Raw genomic sequence first — 20,735 nt, 5'->3', positions numbered from 1 at the left:
CTCAATTGCCCAATGCAAAATTGGGCAGCACCCCCACGGGCTGGTTGAACTCATACGGGATCGACACCAGCCCCGCCTCGGTACTCTGCTGCACCACAAAGTGCAGGTGCGGCCCGCTGCTGTTGCCGGTATTGCCCGACAACGCCAGCGCACTGCCCAGCGCCACCCGCTGCCCGACTCGGACGCTCACCGAACCTTGTTTGAGGTGCAGGTACACGCCCTGGGTGCCGTCATCGTGCCGCACTCGCACGAAATTCCCTGACGCATCGTTGCCGCGCCCAGCCTGGCTATTTTCGATCTTCACCACCACACCGCTGCGCGCCGCAATGATCGGCGTGCCTTCGGGCATGGCAATGTCCATGGCGTAGCGGCTTTTCGCGTCGGTATGGCTGAAGTTGCCGTTGGGGCCTTGGGTCAGGCGAAAGGGTCCACCGCGCCAAGGCAACGGGTAGCGGTAGGCTTGCAGCGAGTAACCGGGTTTTGGCCGCTCAAGCACCGGCCGTTGCACACGCTCGGCCCTGCGCTCCTGGATCACGAACGCTTGGGCGCCGGGGGTTTGCCGGTCGCTGAAAAACACCTCGCCGTTGGCGTCGGTGGATTTGTAGAGGGTCATGGCCGGGGTCGACGTGGCGACCGTGGCCAGCCCACAGAACAGCAATAGGCGAAGGAGCATGGCGCGAACCTGCCGGGGAGACTGAACGGCAGGCTAGCAAGCCTTGATGACAAGACTGTGTGAGGCTCAACCCGGACTGCAGCCGGATACGATAGCTGCAACAGCGAACTTCAAATGTGGGAGGGGCGGTGCGACGATTCGATTTGCTCCCGATTGAGCGGTATCAATCAGCTTATGCGGCGACTGACCCACTGCCATCGGGAGCAAGCCCCCTCCCACACGGGACGGGTGGCGGGCTGTGAATCAGGCGCCCGGCACAAAATGCTTCTGCGCCGTACCCCGCGCGATCAGCCGCGAGATGTAGTCCAGCTTCTGCGCGTCCTGGTCGATAAAGCGGAAGGTCAGTTGCAGCCAGTCACTGTCGGGCTTGGGCTCGAAGGCGACGATGGCGTGCAGGTAGCCGTTGAGCCGCGCGACTTCGGCGTTGTCGCCTTGCTCAAGGTCGAGCACCGCGCTTTCCAGCACTTGGGGCAGGACCTCACTGCGACGGACCACCAGTAGCGCTTCCTTGATGCTCAGGCCCTTGATCACGCATTGCTGGGTGCCGCTGGACAGCCGCAACTGGCCCTGTCCACGACCGCTGGCAGGCGCAGCGGCCGAGGCCGCCTGTACGGGCGGGCTGTTGAGCAGGCCTCTGCTCGGGGCAGCCGCCGCCACTGGGGCGGACTTGACCGCTTCAGGCTTGCCACCGGTCAGGGCGCTCAGGGAGTCGTTACCGAAGGCTGAGTTCATCTTGGTCGGTGCGCTGGCGACCAGGGCGTCGAGGCGACCGACCTTGTGCAGGGCGTGCTTGACCTTGGTCAACAGCTGTTCGTTGGTGAACGGTTTGCTGACGTAGCCGGAAACCCCGGCCTGGATCGCCTGCACCACGTTTTCCTTGTCGCCACGGCTGGTCACCATCACGAACGGCATGGCTTTGAGCTGCGGTTGCTCACGGCACCAGGTCAACAGCTCCAGGCCGGACATCTCGGGCATTTCCCAGTCGCACAGCACCAGGTCGAAGGTTTCGCGCATCAGGACGGCCTGGGCCTTTTTACCGTTCACTGCATCTTCAATCTTGATCCCTGGGAAGTAGTTGCGCAGGCACTTCTTCACCAGGTCGCGAATAAACGAGGCGTCATCCACCACCAATACACTGACTTTACTCATCGACCCTTTATCCTATAAAAACGCGGCACGCAGAACGCCTGACTAATGGCATTTTGCCAAAACTCTGTAGTCACGTTGGGTTTTCTTTCGCCCTACGCGTAAAAAAATCAGCTGCCACAAACGAAAACGCCCGACCAAAGGCCGGGCGTTAATTTCTCGGGCAACCTTACTTATCGTCAGATTCACCCGGAACATTAGGGATTTGATCAGTTGACCCTTCAACTTCGGCTTTCATGCGCTTGAGGCCCATGTGCCGCACGTCCGTGCCACGCACCAGGTAGATCACCAGCTCCGAAATATTGCGCGCGTGGTCACCGATCCGCTCCAGGGAGCGCAGCACCCAGATAATGCTCAAGACCCGCGAGATAGAGCGCGGATCTTCCATCATGTAGGTGGCCAGCTCCCGCAGCGCGGTCTTGTATTCGCGGTCGATGATCTTGTCGTACTGGGCCACCGACAACGCCAGCTCGGCGTCGAAGCGGGCAAACGCGTCAAGGGCATCGCGCACCATATTGCGCACCTGGTCGCCGATATGCCGCACTTCCACATAACCGCGCGGGGCTTCGCCTTCTTCGCACAGTTGGATGGCGCGGCGAGCGATTTTGGTGGACTCATCGCCGATACGCTCCAAGTCGATCACCGACTTGGAAATGCTGATGATCAAGCGCAGGTCGGAAGCCGCCGGCTGGCGACGGGCGAGAATGCGCAGGCATTCTTCGTCGATGTTGCGTTCCATCTGGTTGATCTGGTCATCGATCTCACGCACTTGCTGGGCCAGGCCCGAGTCGGCCTCGATCAACGCGGTGACTGCATCGTTGACTTGCTTCTCCACCAGCCCGCCCATCGCCAGGAGGTGGCTGCGCACTTCCTCAAGCTCGGCGTTGAACTGCGCGGAGATGTGATGGGTAAGGCCTTCTTTACTAATCATGTTGGCGTCCTTGGAGCGTCCGGAAAGGTGCGGAGAACCGCAGCGTCAATGCAATCTGAACCACAGCATCCTAGCCGTAGCGACCGGTGATGTAGTCTTCGGTCTGTTTCTTCGCCGGATTGGTGAACAGGGTATCGGTATCGCCGAACTCCACCAGCTTGCCCATGTACATGAACGCGGTGTAGTCGGAAACCCGCGCCGCCTGTTGCATGTTGTGGGTCACGATGACGATGGTGAACTTGGACTTGAGCTCGTAGATCAGCTCTTCGACTTTCAGCGTCGAGATCGGGTCGAGTGCCGAGCAAGGTTCGTCGAGTAGCAGCACTTCAGGCTCCACGGCGATGGTACGGGCGATCACCAGACGTTGTTGCTGGCCGCCGGACAGGCCGAGTGCGGACTCGTGCAGGCGGTCTTTGACCTCGTCCCACAGCGCCGCGCCTTTAAGGGCCCACTCGACCGCTTCGTCGAGGATGCGTTTCTTGTTGATGCCCTGGATACGCAGGCCGTAGACCACGTTTTCATAGATGGTCTTGGGGAACGGGTTAGGCTTCTGGAACACCATGCCCACCCGGCGACGCAGCTCGGCCACGTCTTCGCCCTTGCGGTAGATGTTGGTGCCGTAGAGGTTGATCGCACCGTCCACGCGGCAACCGTCGACCAGGTCGTTCATGCGGTTGAAGGTGCGCAGCAGCGTGGACTTGCCGCAGCCCGACGGGCCGATAAAGGCGGTCACGCGCTGCTTGGGGATATTCATGCTGACGTCGAACAGCGCCTGTTTGTCACCGTAGTACAGGCTCAGGCCCGGCACTTCGATGGCCACGGTTTCCTGGGCCAGGCTCAGGCTCTGCTTGTCGCGACCCAGGGCAGACATGTTGATGCCGTGGGAATGGGTTTCGTGTTGCATGGGATGCTCCCTGTGCTACCAATTCGTTTCGTTGAACCGCCTGGGCGGTTTACTCAAATTCTGCGTGTAGCGCGGTCCAGTGTGGGAGGGGGCTTGCCCCCGATAACAGTGTGTCAGCCGGTATATGTGTTTCTGATACGCCGCCATCGGGGGCAAGCCCCCTCCCACATTGAATCCGCGTCACTTCAATTAGCTATCCAACGCTTTATATTTTTCGCGCAGGTGGTTACGAATCCACACCGCCGACAAGTTGAGCGTGGCGATCACCAGCACCAGCAACAACGCGGTGGCGTACACCAGCGGCCGTGCGGCCTCGACGTTAGGGCTCTGGAAGCCGACGTCATAAATATGGAAGCCCAGGTGCATGATCTTCTGGTCCAGGTGCAAGTACGGGTAGTTGCCGTCCAGCGGCAGCGACGGGGCCAGCTTGACCACACCGACCAGCATCAGCGGCGCCACTTCACCGGCGGCACGGGCCACGGCGAGGATCATGCCGGTCATCATCGCCGGGCTGGCCATCGGCAGCACGATCTTCCACAGCGTTTCCGCCTTGGTCGCGCCGAGTGCCAGGGAGCCTTCGCGCACGGTGCGAGGAATCCGCGCCAGGCCTTCTTCGGTGGCCACGATCACCACTGGCACCGCCAGCAGCGCCAGCGTCAGCGACGCCCACAACAGGCCCGGCGTGCCGAACGTCGGCGCCGGCAGGGCTTCGGCGAAGAACAGGCGGTCAACCGAGCCACCCAGTACATACACGAAGAAGCCCAGGCCGAACACGCCGTAAACGATGGCCGGTACACCCGCCAGGTTGTTCACGGCGATGCGGATGATCCGCGTCAGGGTGTTCTGCTTGGCGTATTCACGCAGGTACACCGCCGCCAGCACGCCGAACGGGGTCACGATCATCGCCATGATCAGGGTCATCATCACGGTGCCGAAGATAGCCGGGAAGATCCCGCCTTCGGTGTTGGCTTCCCGTGGGTCGTCGCTGAGGAATTCCCAGACCTTGCTGAAGTAGAAGCCGATCTTGGTCATCGTGCCCATGGCGTTCGGCTGATAGGCGTGCACCACTTTGCCGATGCCGATTTCCAATTCCTTGCCGTTCGCATCGCGGGCGGTCAGGGCGTCGCGGTTGAACTGGGCGTGCAGGTCGGCCAGGCGCGCTTCGATGTCCTGGTAACGGGCATTCAGTTCGGCGCGGCCTGAGTCCATGTCGGCCTGGGCGGCGGCGTCGAGCTTGCCTTCCAGCTCCAGCTTGCGACCATGCAGGCGGATACGTTCGAGACCGGCGTTGATCGCGCCGATATCGGACTTCTCAAGGGCCTTGAGCTGGGCCGCCAGCTTGTTCACGCGGTCGACACGGGCCTGCAGCTCCGGCCACGCGGCCTCGCCTTCCGCGATGACCTTGCCATCCTGCTTGACGTTGACCAGGGTGCCGTAGAAGTTGCCCCATTCACGGCGCTCGATGGTCATCAATTCCAACGGCCGGGTCTGGTTTTTCAGCCATTCGCCGATGATCCACGTGAAGTCGTTACCGTTCAGATCGCGGTTGCCGACCTTGATCAGCTCGCGGGTCATGAATTCCGGGCCCTGATCGGGCACGGGCAGGCCAGCGCTTTTCAGGCGCTCGCGCGGCACTTCTTCTTTCTGCACCACTTCGCCGATGACGATATGGTTTTCCTGGCCCGGTACGTTGTAGTTGGCCTGGATCAGGTCAGCCGGCCAGAAGTGGCCCAAACCGCGCACCGCAATCACCGCCAGCAAACCAAGGGTCATGATGACCGCGATGGACACCGCGCCACCGCTGATCCAGACGCCGGGGGCGCCGCTCTTGAACCATCCATTCAGGGAGTTCTGTTTCACAGACTTCTACCTTTCTTAAAGCGACGAGTATTTCTTGCGCAGACGCTGACGAATCAGCTCGGCGAGGGTGTTCATGATGAAGGTGAACAACAGCAGCACCAGCGCCGAGAGGAACAGCACGCGGTAGTGACTGCCGCCCACTTCCGACTCGGGCATCTCCACCGCGACGTTGGCCGCCAGGGTGCGCAGGCCTTCGAACAGGTTCATCTCCATCACCGGGGTGTTACCGGTGGCCATCAGTACGATCATGGTCTCGCCTACGGCGCGGCCCATGCCGATCATCAGCGCCGAGAAAATCCCCGGGCTGGCGGTCAGGATGACCACGCGAGTCATGGTCTGCCACGGCGTGGCGCCCAGGGCCAGGGAGCCCAGGGTCAGGCCGCGCGGCACGCTGAACACGGCATCTTCGGCAATGGAGTAGATGTTCGGGATCACCGCGAACCCCATGGCCAGGCCAACGACCAGGGCGTTGCGCTGGTCATAGGTGATGCCCAGGTCGTGGGAGATCCACATGCGCATGTCGCCGCCGAAGAACCAGGTTTCCAGGTACGGGCTCATGTACAGCGAGAGCCAGCCCACAAACAGGATCACCGGGATCAGGATCGCGCTTTCCCAGCCATCGGGAACCCGCAGGCGAATGGACTCAGGCAGGCGGCTGAAGACAAAGCCGGCCACCAGGATGCCAATCGGCACCAGCATCAGCAGGCTGAAAATCCCCGGCAGATGCCCTTCGACATACGGCGCGAGGAACAGGCCGGCGAAGAAGCCGAGGATCACCGTCGGCATCGCTTCCATCAGCTCGATCACCGGCTTGACCTTGCGGCGCAGGCTCGGGGCCATGAAGTACGCGGTGTAGATCGCCGCCGCAACGGCCAGCGGTGCGGCCAGCAACATGGCGTAGAACGCGGCCTTCAGCGTACCGAAGGTCAGCGGCGCCAGGCTCATCTTGGGTTCGAAGTCGGTGTTGGCGGCGGTCGATTGCCAGACGTATTTAGGCTCGTCGTAGTTTTCGTACCAGACCTTGCTCCACAGCGCGCTCCACGACACTTCCGGGTGCGGGTTGTCGAGCAGCAACGGTTGCAGCTTGCCGCCGGCTTCGACGATCACGCGGTTGGCCCGTGGCGACAGGCCGAACACGCCCTGGCCGTCGACCACCGGGTCCACCAACAGGGTGCGGTGGGCGGTGCTGTGGAACACGCCGAATTTGCCGGAAGCGTCGAGGGCGGTGAAGCCTTTGCGACGTTCTTCGGCAGTGATTTCAACGATGGGCGCAGTGCCCATCTCGAAGGTGCGGATCTGCTTCAGGCGCTGTTCGCCATCCGGGTCACGGGCCATGAACCACTGGGCCAGGCCACCCTTGGAGTTACCGACGATCAGCGAGATACCGCCCACCAGTTGGGTACTGGCGGTGATTTCGGCACCGCCATCCTCCAGCAGTTTGTAGCGACCGTTGAGGCTCTTGTCGCGCAGGCTGAACACATCGGCCAGGGCACGGCCGTTGATCACGTACAGCCACTGCTGGCGTGGGTCGATGAAGATCGCCTTCACCGGCTCGGTCATCTGCGGCAGCTCGATGCGCTTCTGCTCGCTGGTGACCTCGCCGGTCATCATGTTTTCTTCACGGCTCAGGGACAGCACGTTCAAGCGCGAACCGGCCGAGCCGGCCACCACCAGCGATGTGTCGGTGGCGTTCAGCGCGACATGCTCCAGCGGGCGACCGGCGTCATCCAGCACGATCGGGGTTTCGCCGTAAGGGTATTCGATCGCCGGGCTGATGGTCTTCTTGCCGTCCGGGTAGGACACCTTGTAGGTGTGGCGGAACACCAGGGACTGGCCATTGGACAAACCGAGGATCACCAGCGGGCTGCCCGGCTGGTCTTTACCAATCGACACCACGCTGACGCCGGCCGCCAGCGGCAGGTCGACGCGCTTGAGTTCGGCACCGGTGCCCACGTCGAAGAACAGCGCCTGGCCCTTGTCGGAAACCCGCATGGCGACCTGGTTCTGTTCTTCCAGAGAGATCATCAACGGCTTGCCCGCGTCTTGTATCCACGCCGGTGTCAGCGCGGCTTCCTTGGTCAGCGAGGCGCCTTGGAACAAGGGCGCGACCACGTAGGCCAGGAAGAAGAAGATCAAGGTGATAGCGCCGAGAACGGCGAGGCCGCCGACCAGCACGTACCAACGGGTCAGGCGATCCTTGAGCGCGCGAATGCGGCGCTTGCGTTGCAGCTCAGGCGTATTGAAGTCAATGCGCTTGGGGGGAGAAGTCGTCGTCATGGTGGAATTGGCCAGATCATTCATGCGCACACCCTAGCGATCCTGTATGACAGAAAGATGACAGTGCAGTGACGCAAAAAATCCGCCGCTTAGCAGGGCTGGCAGCGGACCAAAAAATTCGGAGGTTCTGTAGGAGCGAGCTTGCTCGCGAAGAACGTTAACGATAAGCGCCGCTTCTGAATAAACGCGGTGCTCTATCGCCACTCGCTCCTACAGAAAGGCCGGTTTTACCCGGCCTAGCAACTTAGTTGCCTTCTTTCAGACCCAGGTCAGCCAGGGCCTTGGCGGCTACTTTGGCTGGCAGTGGGATGTAACCGTCTTTCACTACTACTTCCTGGCCCTGCTTCGACAGCACCAGTTTCACGAACTCAGCTTCCAGTGGAGCCAGCGGCTTGTTCGGGGCTTTGTTGACGTAAACGTAGAGGAAACGCGACAGTGGGTATTTGCCGTTCAGGGCGTTTTCTTCGCTGTCTTCGATGAAGTCAGTGCTGCCTTTCTTGGCCAGGGCCACAGTCTTCACGCTGGCGGTCTTGTAGCCGATGCCCGAGTAACCGATGCCGTTCAGCGAGGAGCTGATCGACTGCACGACCGAAGCCGAGCCAGGTTGTTCGTTCACGTTAGGCTTGTAGTCGCCTTTGCACAGGGCTTCTTCCTTGAAGTAGCCGTAGGTGCCGGATACCGAGTTACGACCGAACAATTGCACTGGCTTGTTGGCCAGGTCGCCGGTCACACCCAGGTCGCCCCAGGTTTTCACGTCGGCTTTGCTACCGCACAGACGAGTCGAGGAGAAGATCGCGTCGACTTGTTCCATGGTCAGGTGCTTGATCGGGTTGTCTTTGTGGACGAACACGGCCAGGGCATCCACGGCAACCGGGATAGCGGTTGGCTTATAGCCGTACTTCTGCTCGAAGGCAGCCAGTTCGGTGTCCTTCATCTTGCGGCTCATCGGGCCCAGGTTGGAGGTGCCTTCAGTCAGCGCAGGTGGCGCAGTGGCAGAACCAGCAGCTTGAATCTGGATGTTGACGTTCGGGTATTCCTTTTTGTAACCCTCAGCCCACAGGGTCATCAGGTTAGCCAGGGTATCGGAACCGACGCTGGACAAGTTGCCCGACACACCAGTGGTCTTCACGTAAGCCGGAATTGCCGGGTCAACACCAGCGGCCACCGCGTGGGCAGTCGCAACGCCAGCAGCGACAAAAGTCATTGCCGCCATCAAACGCTTCAGTTTCATGCCTTACTCCTAGCAGATAGTGATAGTTAGATCGGGACCAAGTATCGGTAGGCCGTGTGAACACTCTATGTCCGGAATATGACAATTAGATGAAAGGCCAGTATTGCGAGAAAAAGCGGCTGCAGGCGGCAAGTGCCGAAAAGACGGGGATGGCGAGGCGGTTGAAGCGATGACGCTGAAACACTCTGTAACCTATGATCGCTCCTACGCTACTGCGCAGGAACGATCTTCAGATGCTTGATTACCTGCCGCGCTTCCACAGATACCCACCCACCCCCATCCCCATCACACACAGGACGGCAACGTAGTAGGCCGGGCCCATCGGGCTTTCCTTCATCAGCAGCGACACCGCCAACGGCGTCAGCCCGCCGAACACGGCGTAGGCCACGTTGTAGGAAAACGACAACCCGCTGAAACGCACCACCGGCGGGAAGGCTTTGACCATCACGTAAGGCACCACGCCGATGGTGCCGACAAACAGGCCGGTCAGGGCGTACAGCGGGAACAGCCAGTCCGGGTGGTCCAGCAGGCTGTGATACAGCGTCCAGGAGGTCGCCAGCAACATCGCGCAGCCGGCCAAGAGTATGCGGCCGGCACCGAAGCGGTCGGCCAGGGCGCCGGCGCCAATGCAGCCCAGGCTCAGGGTCACGATGGCCAGGCTGTTGGCTTGCAGCGCAACGGTCGGGCTGAAGTGATAGAGGGTTTGCAGCACGGTCGGGGTCATCAGGATGACGACTACGACGCCGGCCGACAGCAGCCAGGTCAGCAGCATCGACAGCACGATGGCGCCACGGTGGTCACGCAGTACCGCGCGCAGCGGCAGTTCGGCGGCGAGTGTCTTGCGTTGCTGCATCTCGGCGAAGATCGGCGTTTCATGCAGCCAGCGGCGCAAGTACACCGACAGCAGGCCGAACACACCGCCGAGCAGGAACGGGATGCGCCAGGCGTAATCCGAGACCTGTTCCGGGCTGTAGAGCGTGTTGATGGCGGTGGCCACCAGCGAACCCAACAGGATGCCGGCGGTGAGGCCGCTGGTCAGGGTGCCGCAGGCGTAGCCAATGTGCCGCGGCGGGACGTGCTCGGAGACGAACACCCAGGCGCCCGGCACTTCGCCGCCGATCGCCGCGCCCTGGATCACGCGCATCAGCAGCAACAGGATCGGCGCCCACAGGCCGATCTGCGCGTAGGTCGGCAGCAGGCCCATGATCAGGGTCGGCACGGCCATCAAGAAGATGCTCAGGGTGAACATTTTCTTGCGGCCCAGCAGGTCACCGAAGTGCGCCATGATGATGCCGCCCAGGGGGCGCGCCAGGTAGCCGGCGGCGAAGATGCCGAAGGTCTGCATCATACGCAACCACTCGGGCATGTCGGCCGGGAAGAACAGTTTTCCGACCACGGTGGCGAAAAACACGAAGATGATGAAATCGTAGAATTCCAGCGCCCCGCCCAAGGCAGACAGCGACAGGGTTTTGTAGTCGTTGCGGGTCAGCGGGCGCGACGGTTGCGCACTGCTTGCGGGCACGGAGGACATGGCAAGGCTTCTCTTATAGTAATCAGCGTAATAGGGACGGCACGCCCTGGGCTTGCGGCGGTCTGGCAAGATAACAAATCGCCGGAAAAAGCACAGCGCCGAACGCTTAACCGTCCAGACAGGCGAAATACCCACGGCGCAGAGAGTCCGTCAACCTGGGCAGAAGAACAGTTGCCGGAAAAAGCTCCATTACAGCGTCTATTTACCGACCAAATGAGCGCCCAGAGGTCGTCGCGACGCCAGCGTCTCGATATACTCGGCCCTTGCAAGCGCCAGACCCGCAGTCTTGAGGGGCTGCTGTGCCAAAACGCCGTTGGGTGCCATCCAGCCGGTTTGGCAGAGTTTCCCTTTAGTACGCCTTACGAGAAACACAGCTCGCGTCGTGCGTGGGTGCTGGAATGTTTTTCTACGAGACGACTATCCACTTGAAACACCCATGAAGCGTCACGGCTCAGAGGCACCCTCGGCATGATCGAACTCGAACAAGAAGATCCCATTCCGCAAGGCGATCTCGCCCTGCAAATCACCGCGCTTCCGCGTGAAACCAACGGTTTCGGCGATATCTTCGGCGGCTGGCTGGTCTCGCAGATGGACCTGGCCGGAACGGCGATGGCCAGCAAGGTCGCAGGCGGGCGTGTGGCTACCGTGGCCATTGATCGCATGGCGTTCCTGGTGCCGGTGGCCGTGGGCGCGCAATTGTCCTTCTATACCCAGGCGCTGGAAATCGGCCGCAGCTCGATCCAGATGATGGTCGAAGTGTGGAGCGACGACCCGCTGTCCAGCGAATGGCGCAAGGTCACCGAGGCGGTGTTCGTGTTCGTCGCCATCGATGGCAGCGGCCGTACCCGTTCGGTGCCGTCGCGGGCGCGTTAAACCTCGCCGGGTTTTGACGGTCAATTGCCCATTGCCTGCCATTGAGAGTGCTTTGTTATGCCCACGCCCCACGTTGAAACCGTGAAAATCGACGAGCTGGACTGCTGGCGCATCCGCCACAACGGTGCCGAACTGATGGTGGCCCAACAGGGCGCGCACATCTTCAGCTACCAACGCGCAGGCGAGCAGCCGCTGATCTGGCCGAACAAGGCCGCCGTCTTCAAGGCAGGCAAAGGTATCCGCACCGGTGTACCGGTGTGCTGGCCGTGGTTTGGCGTGTTCGACCGCAACCCGCACAGCGTGCAGGCCATGCGCCAGAGCGATCAACCTGCGGGGGCCCACGGTTTCGTGCGTACTGCGATCTGGGAATTGGCCACGACCGAACTCGACGGCGACGGCGACGCGCTGCGCGTCGATCTGGTACTCCCCGTACCTGCGGGCGGCTTTCCCGGCTGGCCCCATCAGGTCGACCTGAAGCTGAGCCTGCGCTTGGACGATCAACTGCACATTCGCCTGACCAGCCATAACCATGGCCACGAAACGGTGACCCTCAGCCAGGCGCTGCACACCTACTTCGCCGTAAGCGACGTGCGCAACGTGCAGGTCGAAGGCCTGGACGGGTGTTCGTATATCGATACCGCCGACGGTTGGGCCACCCGGCAACAGGCGGGGCTGCTGCACTTCAGCGCCGAGACCGACCGCATCTACCTCGACACCCCCGCTCAGCTGAACATCGTTGATAAAGACTGGCAGCGCCGCGTCCAGCTCACCAGCGAAGGTTCCCGGTCGACCGTGATCTGGAACCCCTGGACCGAACGGGCCAAGGCCTTCGACGACATGGCCGACGACGGCTGGCAGGGCATGTTGTGCATCGAGACGGCCAATGTGCTGGATGATGTGGTGGCGTTGGCGCCGGGCGAAAGCCACACGCTGGGCGTGAGCATCATCAGTCTCGAGCTGTAAACCCAATCAAAATGTGGGAGGGGGCTTGCTCCCGATAGCAGAGGGTCAGTCAGCACATTTGTGTCTGATAGACCGCTATCGGGAGCAAGCCCCCTCCCACATTGTTATGCGTTGGGTTTTAGAGATCCGACTCCTTCACCGCCCGCACCTTCTGCGCATCCAACGCATACGCCGCATCGGCCAGGTCATTGTTGACCGTCTCCACCTTCACCGTGCCCGTGACCCACAGCGGCGTGTAGATATCATCCAGCTTCAACCCCTTGGGGTAACGCACCAATACCAACTGGTTCGGCGGCGGTGGCGGCACGTGGATGCATGCGCCGGGGTAAGGCACCAGGAAGAACAGCGTACTGCGGCCCTTGGCGTCGGTTTCCAAGGGCACCGGGTAACCGCCGATGCGGATGTTCTTGCCGTTCATGGCGGCCACGGTCTTGGTGGAATACATCACCGCCGGCAACCCCTTGCTCTGCTTCAAGCCACCTTTGTCGGTAAAGGTGCCCTGGGCTTCGGGGGAGTTGTGGTCGATTTCCGGCATCTGTTCGAGGGCTTTCTGGTCCGACAGCGGCATCAGGTCCAGCCAGTCGGTTTCTGGCAATTCGCCAGCATGAGCCAGGCCAGGGCCCAACAGGAGAAACATCAAGAGGAGACGGCGCATGGAGGAGCTCGACAAGGTAAACAGTGCCGGCATTCTAGCCCTCTGCGCCTGCGCAGCGCAGAGGACTTTGTCGCTCGATTACTTCTTTTTGATCAGGCCGTAGATCACCAACAACACAATGGCGCCGACCAATGCGCCGATGAAGCCCGCGCCCTGGCCTGCCTGGTAGATACCCAGTGCCTGACCGCCATAGGTGGCGGCAAGGGAGCCGGCGATACCCAGCAGGATGGTCATGATCCAGCCCATGCTGTCGTCGCCGGGCTTGAGGAAACGCGCCAGCAGGCCGACGATCAGGCCGATAAAGATGGTTCCGATGATACCCATGGCATTTCCCTCTGATTGAATGTGGGTCATGACAAAGCCTAGTCAGGCTTTATCATCCTGCCATCAGAGAGACGGCGGCCGGCAATGGTTCCCGCCGCCCCCAGGATTATTGCTCGGCGATCAACGCCTCTACTTTAAGGATCTGCGCTTGCAGCGTCGCACGGTCCTGGCAGCGCAGGTTGGCGTGGCCGACCTTGCGCCCGGCCTTGAAGGCCTTGCCGTAGTGATGCAGGTGGCAATCGTCGATGGCGACGACTTTTTCAACCGGCGGTACCACACCGATGAAGTTGAGCATGGCGCTCTCGCCCACCTTGGCCGTAGAGCCCAGCGGCAAGCCCGCCACCGCGCGCAGGTGGTTCTCGAACTGGCTGCACTCGGCGCCTTCGGTGGTCCAGTGCCCGGAGTTGTGGACGCGCGGGGCGATTTCGTTGGCCTTGAGGCCACCGTCGACTTCAAAGAACTCGAACGCCATCACGCCGACATAATCCAGTTGCTTGAGCACACGGCTGGAATAGTCTTCGGCCAGGGCCTGCAACGGGTGATCGGTACTGGCCACGGACAGCTTGAGGATGCCGTTGTCGTGGGTGTTGTGCACCAGCGGGTAGAAGCGGGTCTCGCCATCGCGGGCACGCACGGCGATCAGCGAGACTTCGCCGGTGAACGGCACGAAGCCTTCCAGCAGGCAGGCCACGCTGCCCAGCTCGGCGAAAGTACCGACCACATCGGCGGCGGTGCGCAGGACTTTCTGGCCCTTGCCGTCGTAACCCAGGGTGCGGGTTTTCAGCACGGCCGGCAGGCCGATGCTGGCGACGGCGGCGTCCAGGTCCGCCTGGGACTGGATATCGGCGAAGGCCGGGGTAGGAATGCCCAGGTCCTTGAACATGCTCTTCTCGAACCAGCGGTCACGGGCGATGCGCAAGGCTTCGGCGCTCGGGTACACCGGCACGAACTGCGAGAGGAAGGCCACGGTTTCGGCCGGGACGCTTTCGAACTCGAAGGTCACCAGGTCGACTTCGTCGGCCAGTTGGCGCAGGTGGGCCGGGTCGCTGTAGTCAGCGCGCAGGTGTTCACCCAACGCGGCCGCACAGGCATCCGGCGCCGGGTCCAGGAAAGCGAAGTTCATCCCCAGCGGCGTTCCCGCCAGGGCCAGCATGCGACCCAGTTGGCCGCCACCGATTACACCGATTTTCATCGTCAACAACCTCAGGCGATACGTGGGTCTGGATTGTCCAGCACGCTGTCTGTTTGTTCAGCACGGAATTTTTTCAGCACCGCGTGGAACTGCGGGTGCTTGGCGCCCAGGATGCTGGCGGACAACAACGCGGCGTTGATCGCGCCGGCCTTGCCGATCGCCAGGGTTGCCACCGGAATACCGGCTGGCATCTGCACGATGGACAACAGCGAATCCACGCCCGAGAGCATCGACGACTGCACCGGTACGCCAAGCACCGGCAGGTGGGTCTTGGCCGCACACATGCCCGGCAGGTGCGCTGCACCGCCGGCACCGGCGATGATCACCTCGATGCCACGGGATTCTGCTTCATCGGCATACTGGAACAGCAAATCCGGGGTGCGGTGGGCAGAGACCACTTTCACTTCATACGGAATGCCGAGTTTTTCCAGCATATCGGCGGTGTGGCTAAGGGTGGACCAATCGGACTTGGAGCCCATGATCACGCCAACCAATGCACTCATCGTCGTGCCTCTTCTCTCTGGGCGCCCGCAGGCGCGTCAAAAAACAACAAGCCACGCGGGAAATCCGGCGTGGCTTGGTGTACGAATTAAGGCCGGTTGGACCGGCCGAAGGCCGCGCAGTATACCGTAATAACGCAGATAAACAGCCCCTCGGTTGACCATCTGTCTAGCGGCGCAAACCAACGATTTTATTGACTTAAGAGTCAGCGAAAACACCAAAAATCCCTGTGGGAGGGGGCTTGCCCCCTCCCACCGTTGAGCGGTGTTGGGCTCAAGTAGTCTGCGCTGCGCCACCTTCCAGCTTGCGCCACAACAACCGCACATTCGCCTTGCGCACCAACGCACAGCGGTACAAACGAATCTCCAGCGGCACGTGCCATTGCGACCCGCCGCACACCACCAGCTCACCGCGGGCCAGTTCCGCCCGCACACTCAGTTGCGGCACCCAGGCAATGCCCAGGCCTTCCAGGGCCATGCTTTTGAGGCTGTCGGCCATCGCGGTTTCGTAAACCGTGGTAAAGCGCAAGGCACGTTGGCGCAACAGCAGGTTCACCGAACGCCCCAGAAATGCTCCGGCGCTGTAGGCCAGCAGCGGCACACTGCCTTCCCCTTCCAGGTCGAACAATGGCTTGCCCTCGGCATCGGCGGCGCACACCGGGAGCATTTCGGTATTGCCCAGGTGCAGTGACGGGAAGATCTCCGGATCCATCTGCATCGCCGCATCCGGGTCGTAGAACGCCAGCATCAAGTCGCAACCGCCTTCGCGCAGGGCATGCACGGCGTCGCCGACGTTGGTGGCGACCAAACGGGTCGCAATGTTCAAACCCTCGTTGCGCAGTTGCGCGATCCAGCGCGGGAAGAAGCCCAGCGCCAGGGAGTGGGCCGCCGCCACTTGCATGACTTCGCCCTGCCCGCCTTCCAGATGGTGCAAATGGCGCAGCACTTCACCGAGCTGCTCGACCACCGTGCGCGCGGTCACCAGGAACAACTGCCCCGCCGCCGTCAATTCCACCGGCGTGCGCGAGCGGTTGACCAGGGTCAGGCCCAGTGCGGCCTCCAGGCTGCGGATACGGCGACTGAACGCCGGCTGGGTGACAAAGCGTCGCTCCGCCGCCTGGGAAAAACTGCGCGTCGCCGCCAGGGCGCTGAAGTCTTCCAGCCATTTGCTCTCAAGGTTCATCAGTTCCTCCCACGGGTGCGCACCATTTTGGCCCACACGCCCGCCATGATAGCCGGGTCACACGACCATTATGCCGTTTGTGCATAGGCCAGTGCTTAACAGCATTGGCCCAAAAACTTCCACAAGCCTAGCATTCACAGCGTTCCGGCTAGTTCCGGGTCCATATCGAGATGATTTCCATCATGTCCTCCGCTGCATCATTCCGCACAGAAAAAGACCTGCTTGGCGTACTCGAAGTACCTGCCCAAGCGTATTACGGCATCCAGACCCTGCGAGCGGTGAATAACTTCCGCCTCTCGGGCGTTCCGATTTCGCATTACCCGAAATTGGTGGTCGGCCTGGCAATGGTCAAGCAAGCAGCCGCTGACGCCAACCGCGAGTTGGGCCAGCTCAGCGAAGCCAAGCACGCAGCCATCAGCGAAGCCTGTGCCCGCCTAATCCGCGGCGACTTCCACGAAGAGTTCGTGGTGGACATGATTCAAGGCGGCGCCGGCACTTCAACCAACATGAATGCCAACGAAGTCATCGCCAACATCGCGTTGGAGGCCATGGGCCACAACAAGGGCGAATACCAGTACCTGCACCCGAACAACGACGTGAACATGGCGCAGTCGACCAACGACGCCTACCCAACCGCGATCCGCCTGGGTCTGCTGCTGGGCCATGACGCGCTGCTGGCCAGCCTCGACAGCCTGATCCAGGCGTTCGCCGCCAAGGGCGTCGAGTTCAACCACGTGCTGAAAATGGGCCGTACCCAATTGCAAGACGCCGTGCCGATGACCCTCGGCCAGGAATTCCGCGCCTTTGCCACCACCCTCAACGAAGACCTGGCCCGCCTGAAAACCCTGGCGCCGGAGCTGTTGACCGAAGTGAACCTGGGCGGCACCGCCATCGGCACCGGCATCAACGCCGACCCGCGTTACCAGGCCCTGGCCGTACAACGCCTGGCCACCATCAGCGGCCAGCCGCTGGTTCCGGCGGCGGACTTGATCGAAGCCACCTCCGACATGGGCGCCTTCGTGCTGTTCTCCGGCATGCTCAAGCGGACTGCGGTGAAGCTGTCGAAGATCTGCAACGACCTGCGCCTGCTGTCCAGCGGCCCACGTACCGGCATCAACGAGATCAACCTGCCAGCACGCCAGCCAGGCAGCTCGATCATGCCCGGCAAGGTCAACCCGGTGATCCCGGAAGCCGTCAACCAAGTGGCCTTCCAGGTCATCGGCAACGACCTGGCCCTGACCATGGCAGCCGAAGGCGGCCAACTGCAGTTGAACGTGATGGAACCGCTGATCGCCTTCAAGATCTTCGACTCGATCCGCCTGCTGCAACGCGCCATGGACATGCTGCGCGAGCACTGCATCGTCGGCATCACCGCCAACGAAGCGCGCTGCCGCGAACTGGTGGAGCACTCCATCGGCCTGGTCACCGCGTTGAATCCGTACATCGGCTATGAAAACGCCACCCGCATCGCGCGTATCGCCCTCGAAAGCGGCCGCGGCGTGCTGGAACTGGTGCGCGAAGAAGGCTTGCTCGACGACGCCATGCTCGACGACATCCTGCGCCCCGAAAACATGATTGCCCCACGTTTGGTCCCACTGAAGGCCTAAGCGTTTGTTGCACCGCTCACCAGGTTGAGGGACTAGACACCTCTCACCTTTTGAGGGCCCGAAGGCTCGTTCTTCAGGCCCTTTTTTTTGCCTCAAGGTTGTGAAATGACGCCCATAAAAATTCCAATATTGCCCGTGCCCGCCACCCCTTGGCTGAAACCTTTAATCAGCCCAGGCAGACGGATCACGTTCGCCTAGGTATAGTGCCGCCCCTCTTCGCGCCAACGGTCGTCGGTAACGAGGCCCGGACACACGCGAAACCGCATGAATAACAACACCCGCAAAAGGATTGGGTCGAACCGTCGCGCACTGCCTGGTGCCAAGCGACAGCGTCGAACCGTCCTGCGTTTGCCATTAGAAAAATCAGCGAGGAACACTCCATGCTCGAAGTCATCAACGACTTCCTCTCCGGGAAAGTACTGATCGTGCTCATTGTCGGGCTCGGCGGCTACTTCACGATCCGCTCGCGTTTCGTTCAGTTGCGTCACTTTTTCCACATGTTTTCGGTGTTTCGCGACAGCCTGAAAAACAGCTCCGACCAGCTCAGCTCGTTCCAGGCGCTGATGCTCAGCCTGGCCGGCCGCGTCGGTGCCGGTAACATCGCAGGCGTCGGCATTGCCGTGACCCTGGGCGGCCCGGGTGCCGTGTTCTGGATGTGGGTCACCGCGTTGGTGGGCATGTCCTCGAGCTTTATCGAGTGCTCCCTCGGCCAACTGTATAAGCGCACCGACGCCGAAGGCACCTTCCGTGGCGGCCCGGCCTATTACATCCAGCATGGCCTGCACAAACGCTGGCTGGGCATGGTGATGGCGTTCCTGCTGCTGGTGACCTTCGGTTTTGCGTTCAACGGCCTGCAAGCCCATGCCGTGACGCATTCGCTGAACAATGCCTTCGGCCTCGACACCACCTACACCGGCCTGGCCCTGGCGGCATTGCTGGGCCTGGTGTTCATCGGCGGGATCAAGCGGATCGCCTCGATCGCCGACCTGCTGGTGCCGGTCAAGACCCTGGTCTACATCGCCGTGACCCTGTACGTGATCGTGCTGCAATTCGACCACGTGCCGGCCATGCTCGCGACCATCGTCAAGAGCGCGTTCGGCCTCGACCCGGCTTTCGGCGGCCTGGTGGGCAGCGCGATCATCATGGGTGTGAAGCGCGGCGTGTTCGCCAACGAAGCCGGTTTGGGCAGTGCGCCTAACGTGGCAGCAGTCGCGTCGGTGGAACACCCGATCGCCCAAGGTGTGGTGCAAGCGTTCAGCGTGTTCCTCGACACCTTCGTGATCTGCACCTGCACCGCGTTGCTGATCCTGCTCTCCGGTTTCTACACCCCAGGCTTCGAAGGCGACGGCATTGCCCTGACCCAGAACTCCCTGGCGGCCGTGGTCGGCGAGTGGGGCCGGATGTTCATCTCGGTGGCCCTGGCGTTGTTCGTGTTCACCTCGATCATGTACAACTACTACCTCGGCGAGAGCAACCTGCGCTTTTTGGTCGGCAACAACCGCAAGGTGCTGATGGGCTACCGCGCACTGGTGCTGGTGCTGATTTTCTGGGGTTCCATTGAGAACCTGAGCACCGTGTTTGCCTTTGCCGACATCACCATGACGATGCTGGCATTCGTCAACCTGTTCGCCCTGGCGTTCCTGTTCAAGATTGCCATGCGCATCCTGAACGACTACGACAACCAGCGCGCAGCGGGCATCAAGACCCCGGTCTTCGACTCCAGCCAGTTCCCCGACCTGGACCTGGACCGCAACGCCTGGCCGGCCAACCCGGTGAAACCGGAGCCTGCCGCTAAAGCGCCTGCTGAATCGATCGCGCTGGCGCAACGCTAAGCGTAGATGACACGCCGCCTGGCCTTGGGCATGCTCTGGGCTTGGCGGCGTTTTTCGTTCAGGAGATTTTTCGATGCAAGCAGCTAACAACGTCATGGTGCTCTACACCGGCGGCACCATCGGCATGCAAGCCAGCGCCAACGGCCTGACCCCCGCATCCGGTTTCGAAGCCCGTATGCGCGAACAACTCGCCAACCAGCCCGTGCCTGCATGGCGCTTCCGGGAAATGGCGCCGCTGATCGACAGCGCCAACATGACCCCGGCCTACTGGCAGCGCCTGCGCACCGCCGTGGTCGAGGCCGTGGACGACGGTTGCGACGCGGTGCTGATCCTGCACGGCACCGACACCTTGGCCTACAGCGCGGCCGCCATGAGCTTCCAACTGTTGGGCCTGCCGGCGCCGGTGCTGTTCACCGGCTCCATGCTCCCCGCCGGCGTGCCGGACAGCGATGCCTGGGAAAACGTCAGCGGTGCGCTGTTGGCCCTGGGCCAAGGCCTGGCGCCGGGTGTGCAGTTGTACTTTCACGGCACGCTGATGGCGCCGACACGCTGTGCGAAGGTCCGCAGTTTCGGGCGCCATCCGTTTGCCGCGCTGCAACGCAACGGCGGTGTGGCCAAGGCCGAGGCACTGCCCGCTGCATTGGATTACCGTCAGCCCAAAGCCCTGGCCAACGTCGGCGTGCTGCCGCTGGTGCCGGGCATCGCTGCCGCGCAACTGGATGCGCTGATCGGCAGCGGCCTCAAGGCACTGATCCTGGAATGCTTCGGCAGCGGCACCGGGCCCAGCGATAACCCCGAGTTCCTCGCCAGCCTCCAGCGCGCGCAGGCGCAAGGCGTGGTCGTGGTCGCCATCACCCAATGCCATGAAGGCGGCGTGGAACTGGACGTCTACGAAGCGGGCAGCCGTTTGCGTGGTGTGGGCGTGTTGTCCGGTGGCGGCATGACCCGTGAAGCCGCGTTCGGTAAGTTGCAGGCCCTGCTCGGTGCTGGCCTCGCGACCAGCGAAGTGCGCCGCCTGGTGGAACTGGACCTGTGCGGTGAGTTGGCCTGAAT

The 20,735-nt window shown here is 61.9% G+C and carries 18 protein-coding genes; 5 read left to right on the top strand and 13 right to left on the bottom strand.

Going from position 1 to position 20,735, the window contains the following annotated elements; all coding sequences use genetic code 11:
• Position 1: 1 nt before the first annotated feature.
• The 8 genes from ACP7CJ_RS23600 to ACP7CJ_RS23565 form a co-directional block, all read right to left on the bottom strand.
• The gene (locus tag ACP7CJ_RS23600; RefSeq protein ID WP_276195498.1) at positions 2–673 is read right to left on the bottom strand and encodes a M23 family metallopeptidase; all 672 of its coding nucleotides are present in this window, start codon (positions 671–673) and stop codon (positions 2–4) included.
• Positions 674–916: 243 nt separating this feature from the next.
• Complete coding sequence (locus ACP7CJ_RS23595) at positions 917–1,822, bottom strand: response regulator (RefSeq protein WP_276195499.1); 906 nt, start codon at positions 1,820–1,822, stop codon at positions 917–919.
• Positions 1,823–1,988: 166 nt separating this feature from the next.
• Entirely contained in the window at positions 1,989–2,750 is a 762-nt protein-coding gene (phoU, locus tag ACP7CJ_RS23590; RefSeq protein ID WP_276195500.1) for a phosphate signaling complex protein PhoU, read from the bottom strand.
• A gap of 70 nt (positions 2,751–2,820) precedes the next feature.
• Positions 2,821–3,654 (bottom strand): phosphate ABC transporter ATP-binding protein PstB, encoded by an 834-nt coding sequence (pstB, locus tag ACP7CJ_RS23585; RefSeq protein ID WP_247404680.1) that lies wholly within the window; start codon positions 3,652–3,654, stop codon positions 2,821–2,823.
• Between the two features lie 189 nt (positions 3,655–3,843).
• Positions 3,844–5,514 (bottom strand): phosphate ABC transporter permease PstA, encoded by a 1,671-nt coding sequence (gene pstA, locus ACP7CJ_RS23580; protein ID WP_276195502.1) that lies wholly within the window; start codon positions 5,512–5,514, stop codon positions 3,844–3,846.
• A gap of 15 nt (positions 5,515–5,529) precedes the next feature.
• A complete protein-coding gene (locus tag ACP7CJ_RS23575) occupies positions 5,530–7,563 on the bottom strand; it encodes an ABC transporter permease subunit (RefSeq protein ID WP_426102258.1) in 2,034 nt (677 codons plus the stop codon).
• 472 nt (positions 7,564–8,035) lie between these two features.
• The gene (locus ACP7CJ_RS23570) at positions 8,036–9,022 is read right to left on the bottom strand and encodes a phosphate ABC transporter substrate-binding protein PstS (RefSeq protein ID WP_247404674.1); all 987 of its coding nucleotides are present in this window, start codon (positions 9,020–9,022) and stop codon (positions 8,036–8,038) included.
• Positions 9,023–9,263: 241 nt separating this feature from the next.
• A complete protein-coding gene (locus tag ACP7CJ_RS23565) occupies positions 9,264–10,553 on the bottom strand; it encodes an MFS transporter (RefSeq protein ID WP_426102190.1) in 1,290 nt (429 codons plus the stop codon).
• 468 nt (positions 10,554–11,021) lie between these two features.
• Between ACP7CJ_RS23565 and ACP7CJ_RS23560 the strand changes: the two genes are divergently transcribed.
• Both ACP7CJ_RS23560 and ACP7CJ_RS23555 read left to right on the top strand, forming a co-directional pair.
• Positions 11,022–11,426 (top strand): acyl-CoA thioesterase, encoded by a 405-nt coding sequence (locus ACP7CJ_RS23560; RefSeq protein ID WP_010566936.1) that lies wholly within the window; start codon positions 11,022–11,024, stop codon positions 11,424–11,426.
• A gap of 57 nt (positions 11,427–11,483) precedes the next feature.
• Positions 11,484–12,389 carry a D-hexose-6-phosphate mutarotase gene (locus ACP7CJ_RS23555; protein ID WP_276195504.1) on the top strand — a complete coding sequence of 302 codons (906 nt, stop codon included), beginning with the start codon at positions 11,484–11,486 and terminating at the stop codon, positions 12,387–12,389.
• A 118-nt stretch (positions 12,390–12,507) separates the two neighbouring features.
• Here ACP7CJ_RS23555 and ACP7CJ_RS23550 read toward each other — a convergent pair whose 3' ends face one another.
• The 5 genes from ACP7CJ_RS23550 to ACP7CJ_RS23530 all read right to left on the bottom strand — a co-directional run bounded on the left by ACP7CJ_RS23550 (position 12,508) and on the right by ACP7CJ_RS23530 (position 16,243).
• Positions 12,508–13,044: a DUF3299 domain-containing protein gene (locus tag ACP7CJ_RS23550; RefSeq protein WP_276195505.1), complete on the bottom strand. Its 537-nt coding sequence runs from the start codon at positions 13,042–13,044 to the stop codon at positions 12,508–12,510.
• A 78-nt stretch (positions 13,045–13,122) separates the two neighbouring features.
• Complete coding sequence (locus ACP7CJ_RS23545) at positions 13,123–13,368, bottom strand: GlsB/YeaQ/YmgE family stress response membrane protein (RefSeq protein ID WP_005792540.1); 246 nt, start codon at positions 13,366–13,368, stop codon at positions 13,123–13,125.
• Positions 13,369–13,474: 106 nt separating this feature from the next.
• On the bottom strand, positions 13,475–14,560 hold the full coding sequence (locus tag ACP7CJ_RS23540) for a 5-(carboxyamino)imidazole ribonucleotide synthase (protein ID WP_276195507.1): 1,086 nt from the start codon (positions 14,558–14,560) through the stop codon (positions 13,475–13,477).
• Between the two features lie 11 nt (positions 14,561–14,571).
• The gene (gene purE, locus ACP7CJ_RS23535) at positions 14,572–15,063 is read right to left on the bottom strand and encodes a 5-(carboxyamino)imidazole ribonucleotide mutase (RefSeq protein ID WP_003195648.1); all 492 of its coding nucleotides are present in this window, start codon (positions 15,061–15,063) and stop codon (positions 14,572–14,574) included.
• Between the two features lie 271 nt (positions 15,064–15,334).
• On the bottom strand, positions 15,335–16,243 hold the full coding sequence (locus ACP7CJ_RS23530; RefSeq protein ID WP_276195508.1) for a LysR substrate-binding domain-containing protein: 909 nt from the start codon (positions 16,241–16,243) through the stop codon (positions 15,335–15,337).
• A 182-nt stretch (positions 16,244–16,425) separates the two neighbouring features.
• Between ACP7CJ_RS23530 and aspA the strand changes: the two genes are divergently transcribed.
• The 3 genes from aspA (at position 16,426) to ACP7CJ_RS23515 (ending at position 20,733) form a co-directional block, all read left to right on the top strand.
• The gene (aspA, locus tag ACP7CJ_RS23525; RefSeq protein WP_017850012.1) at positions 16,426–17,850 is read left to right on the top strand and encodes an aspartate ammonia-lyase; all 1,425 of its coding nucleotides are present in this window, start codon (positions 16,426–16,428) and stop codon (positions 17,848–17,850) included.
• Positions 17,851–18,230: 380 nt separating this feature from the next.
• Positions 18,231–19,682, top strand: coding sequence for an alanine/glycine:cation symporter family protein (locus ACP7CJ_RS23520; RefSeq protein WP_276195509.1), 1,452 nt, complete (start codon positions 18,231–18,233; stop codon positions 19,680–19,682).
• Between the two features lie 73 nt (positions 19,683–19,755).
• Positions 19,756–20,733, top strand: coding sequence for an asparaginase (locus ACP7CJ_RS23515; protein ID WP_276195510.1), 978 nt, complete (start codon positions 19,756–19,758; stop codon positions 20,731–20,733).
• The last annotated feature ends 2 nt before the right edge of the window (positions 20,734–20,735 follow it).

The organism is Pseudomonas sp. PSPC3-2 (assembly GCF_049897085.1).
Lineage (GTDB): Bacteria > Pseudomonadota > Gammaproteobacteria > Pseudomonadales > Pseudomonadaceae > Aquipseudomonas > Aquipseudomonas paraveronii.
This window is presented reverse-complemented; position numbering and strand designations above follow the sequence as displayed.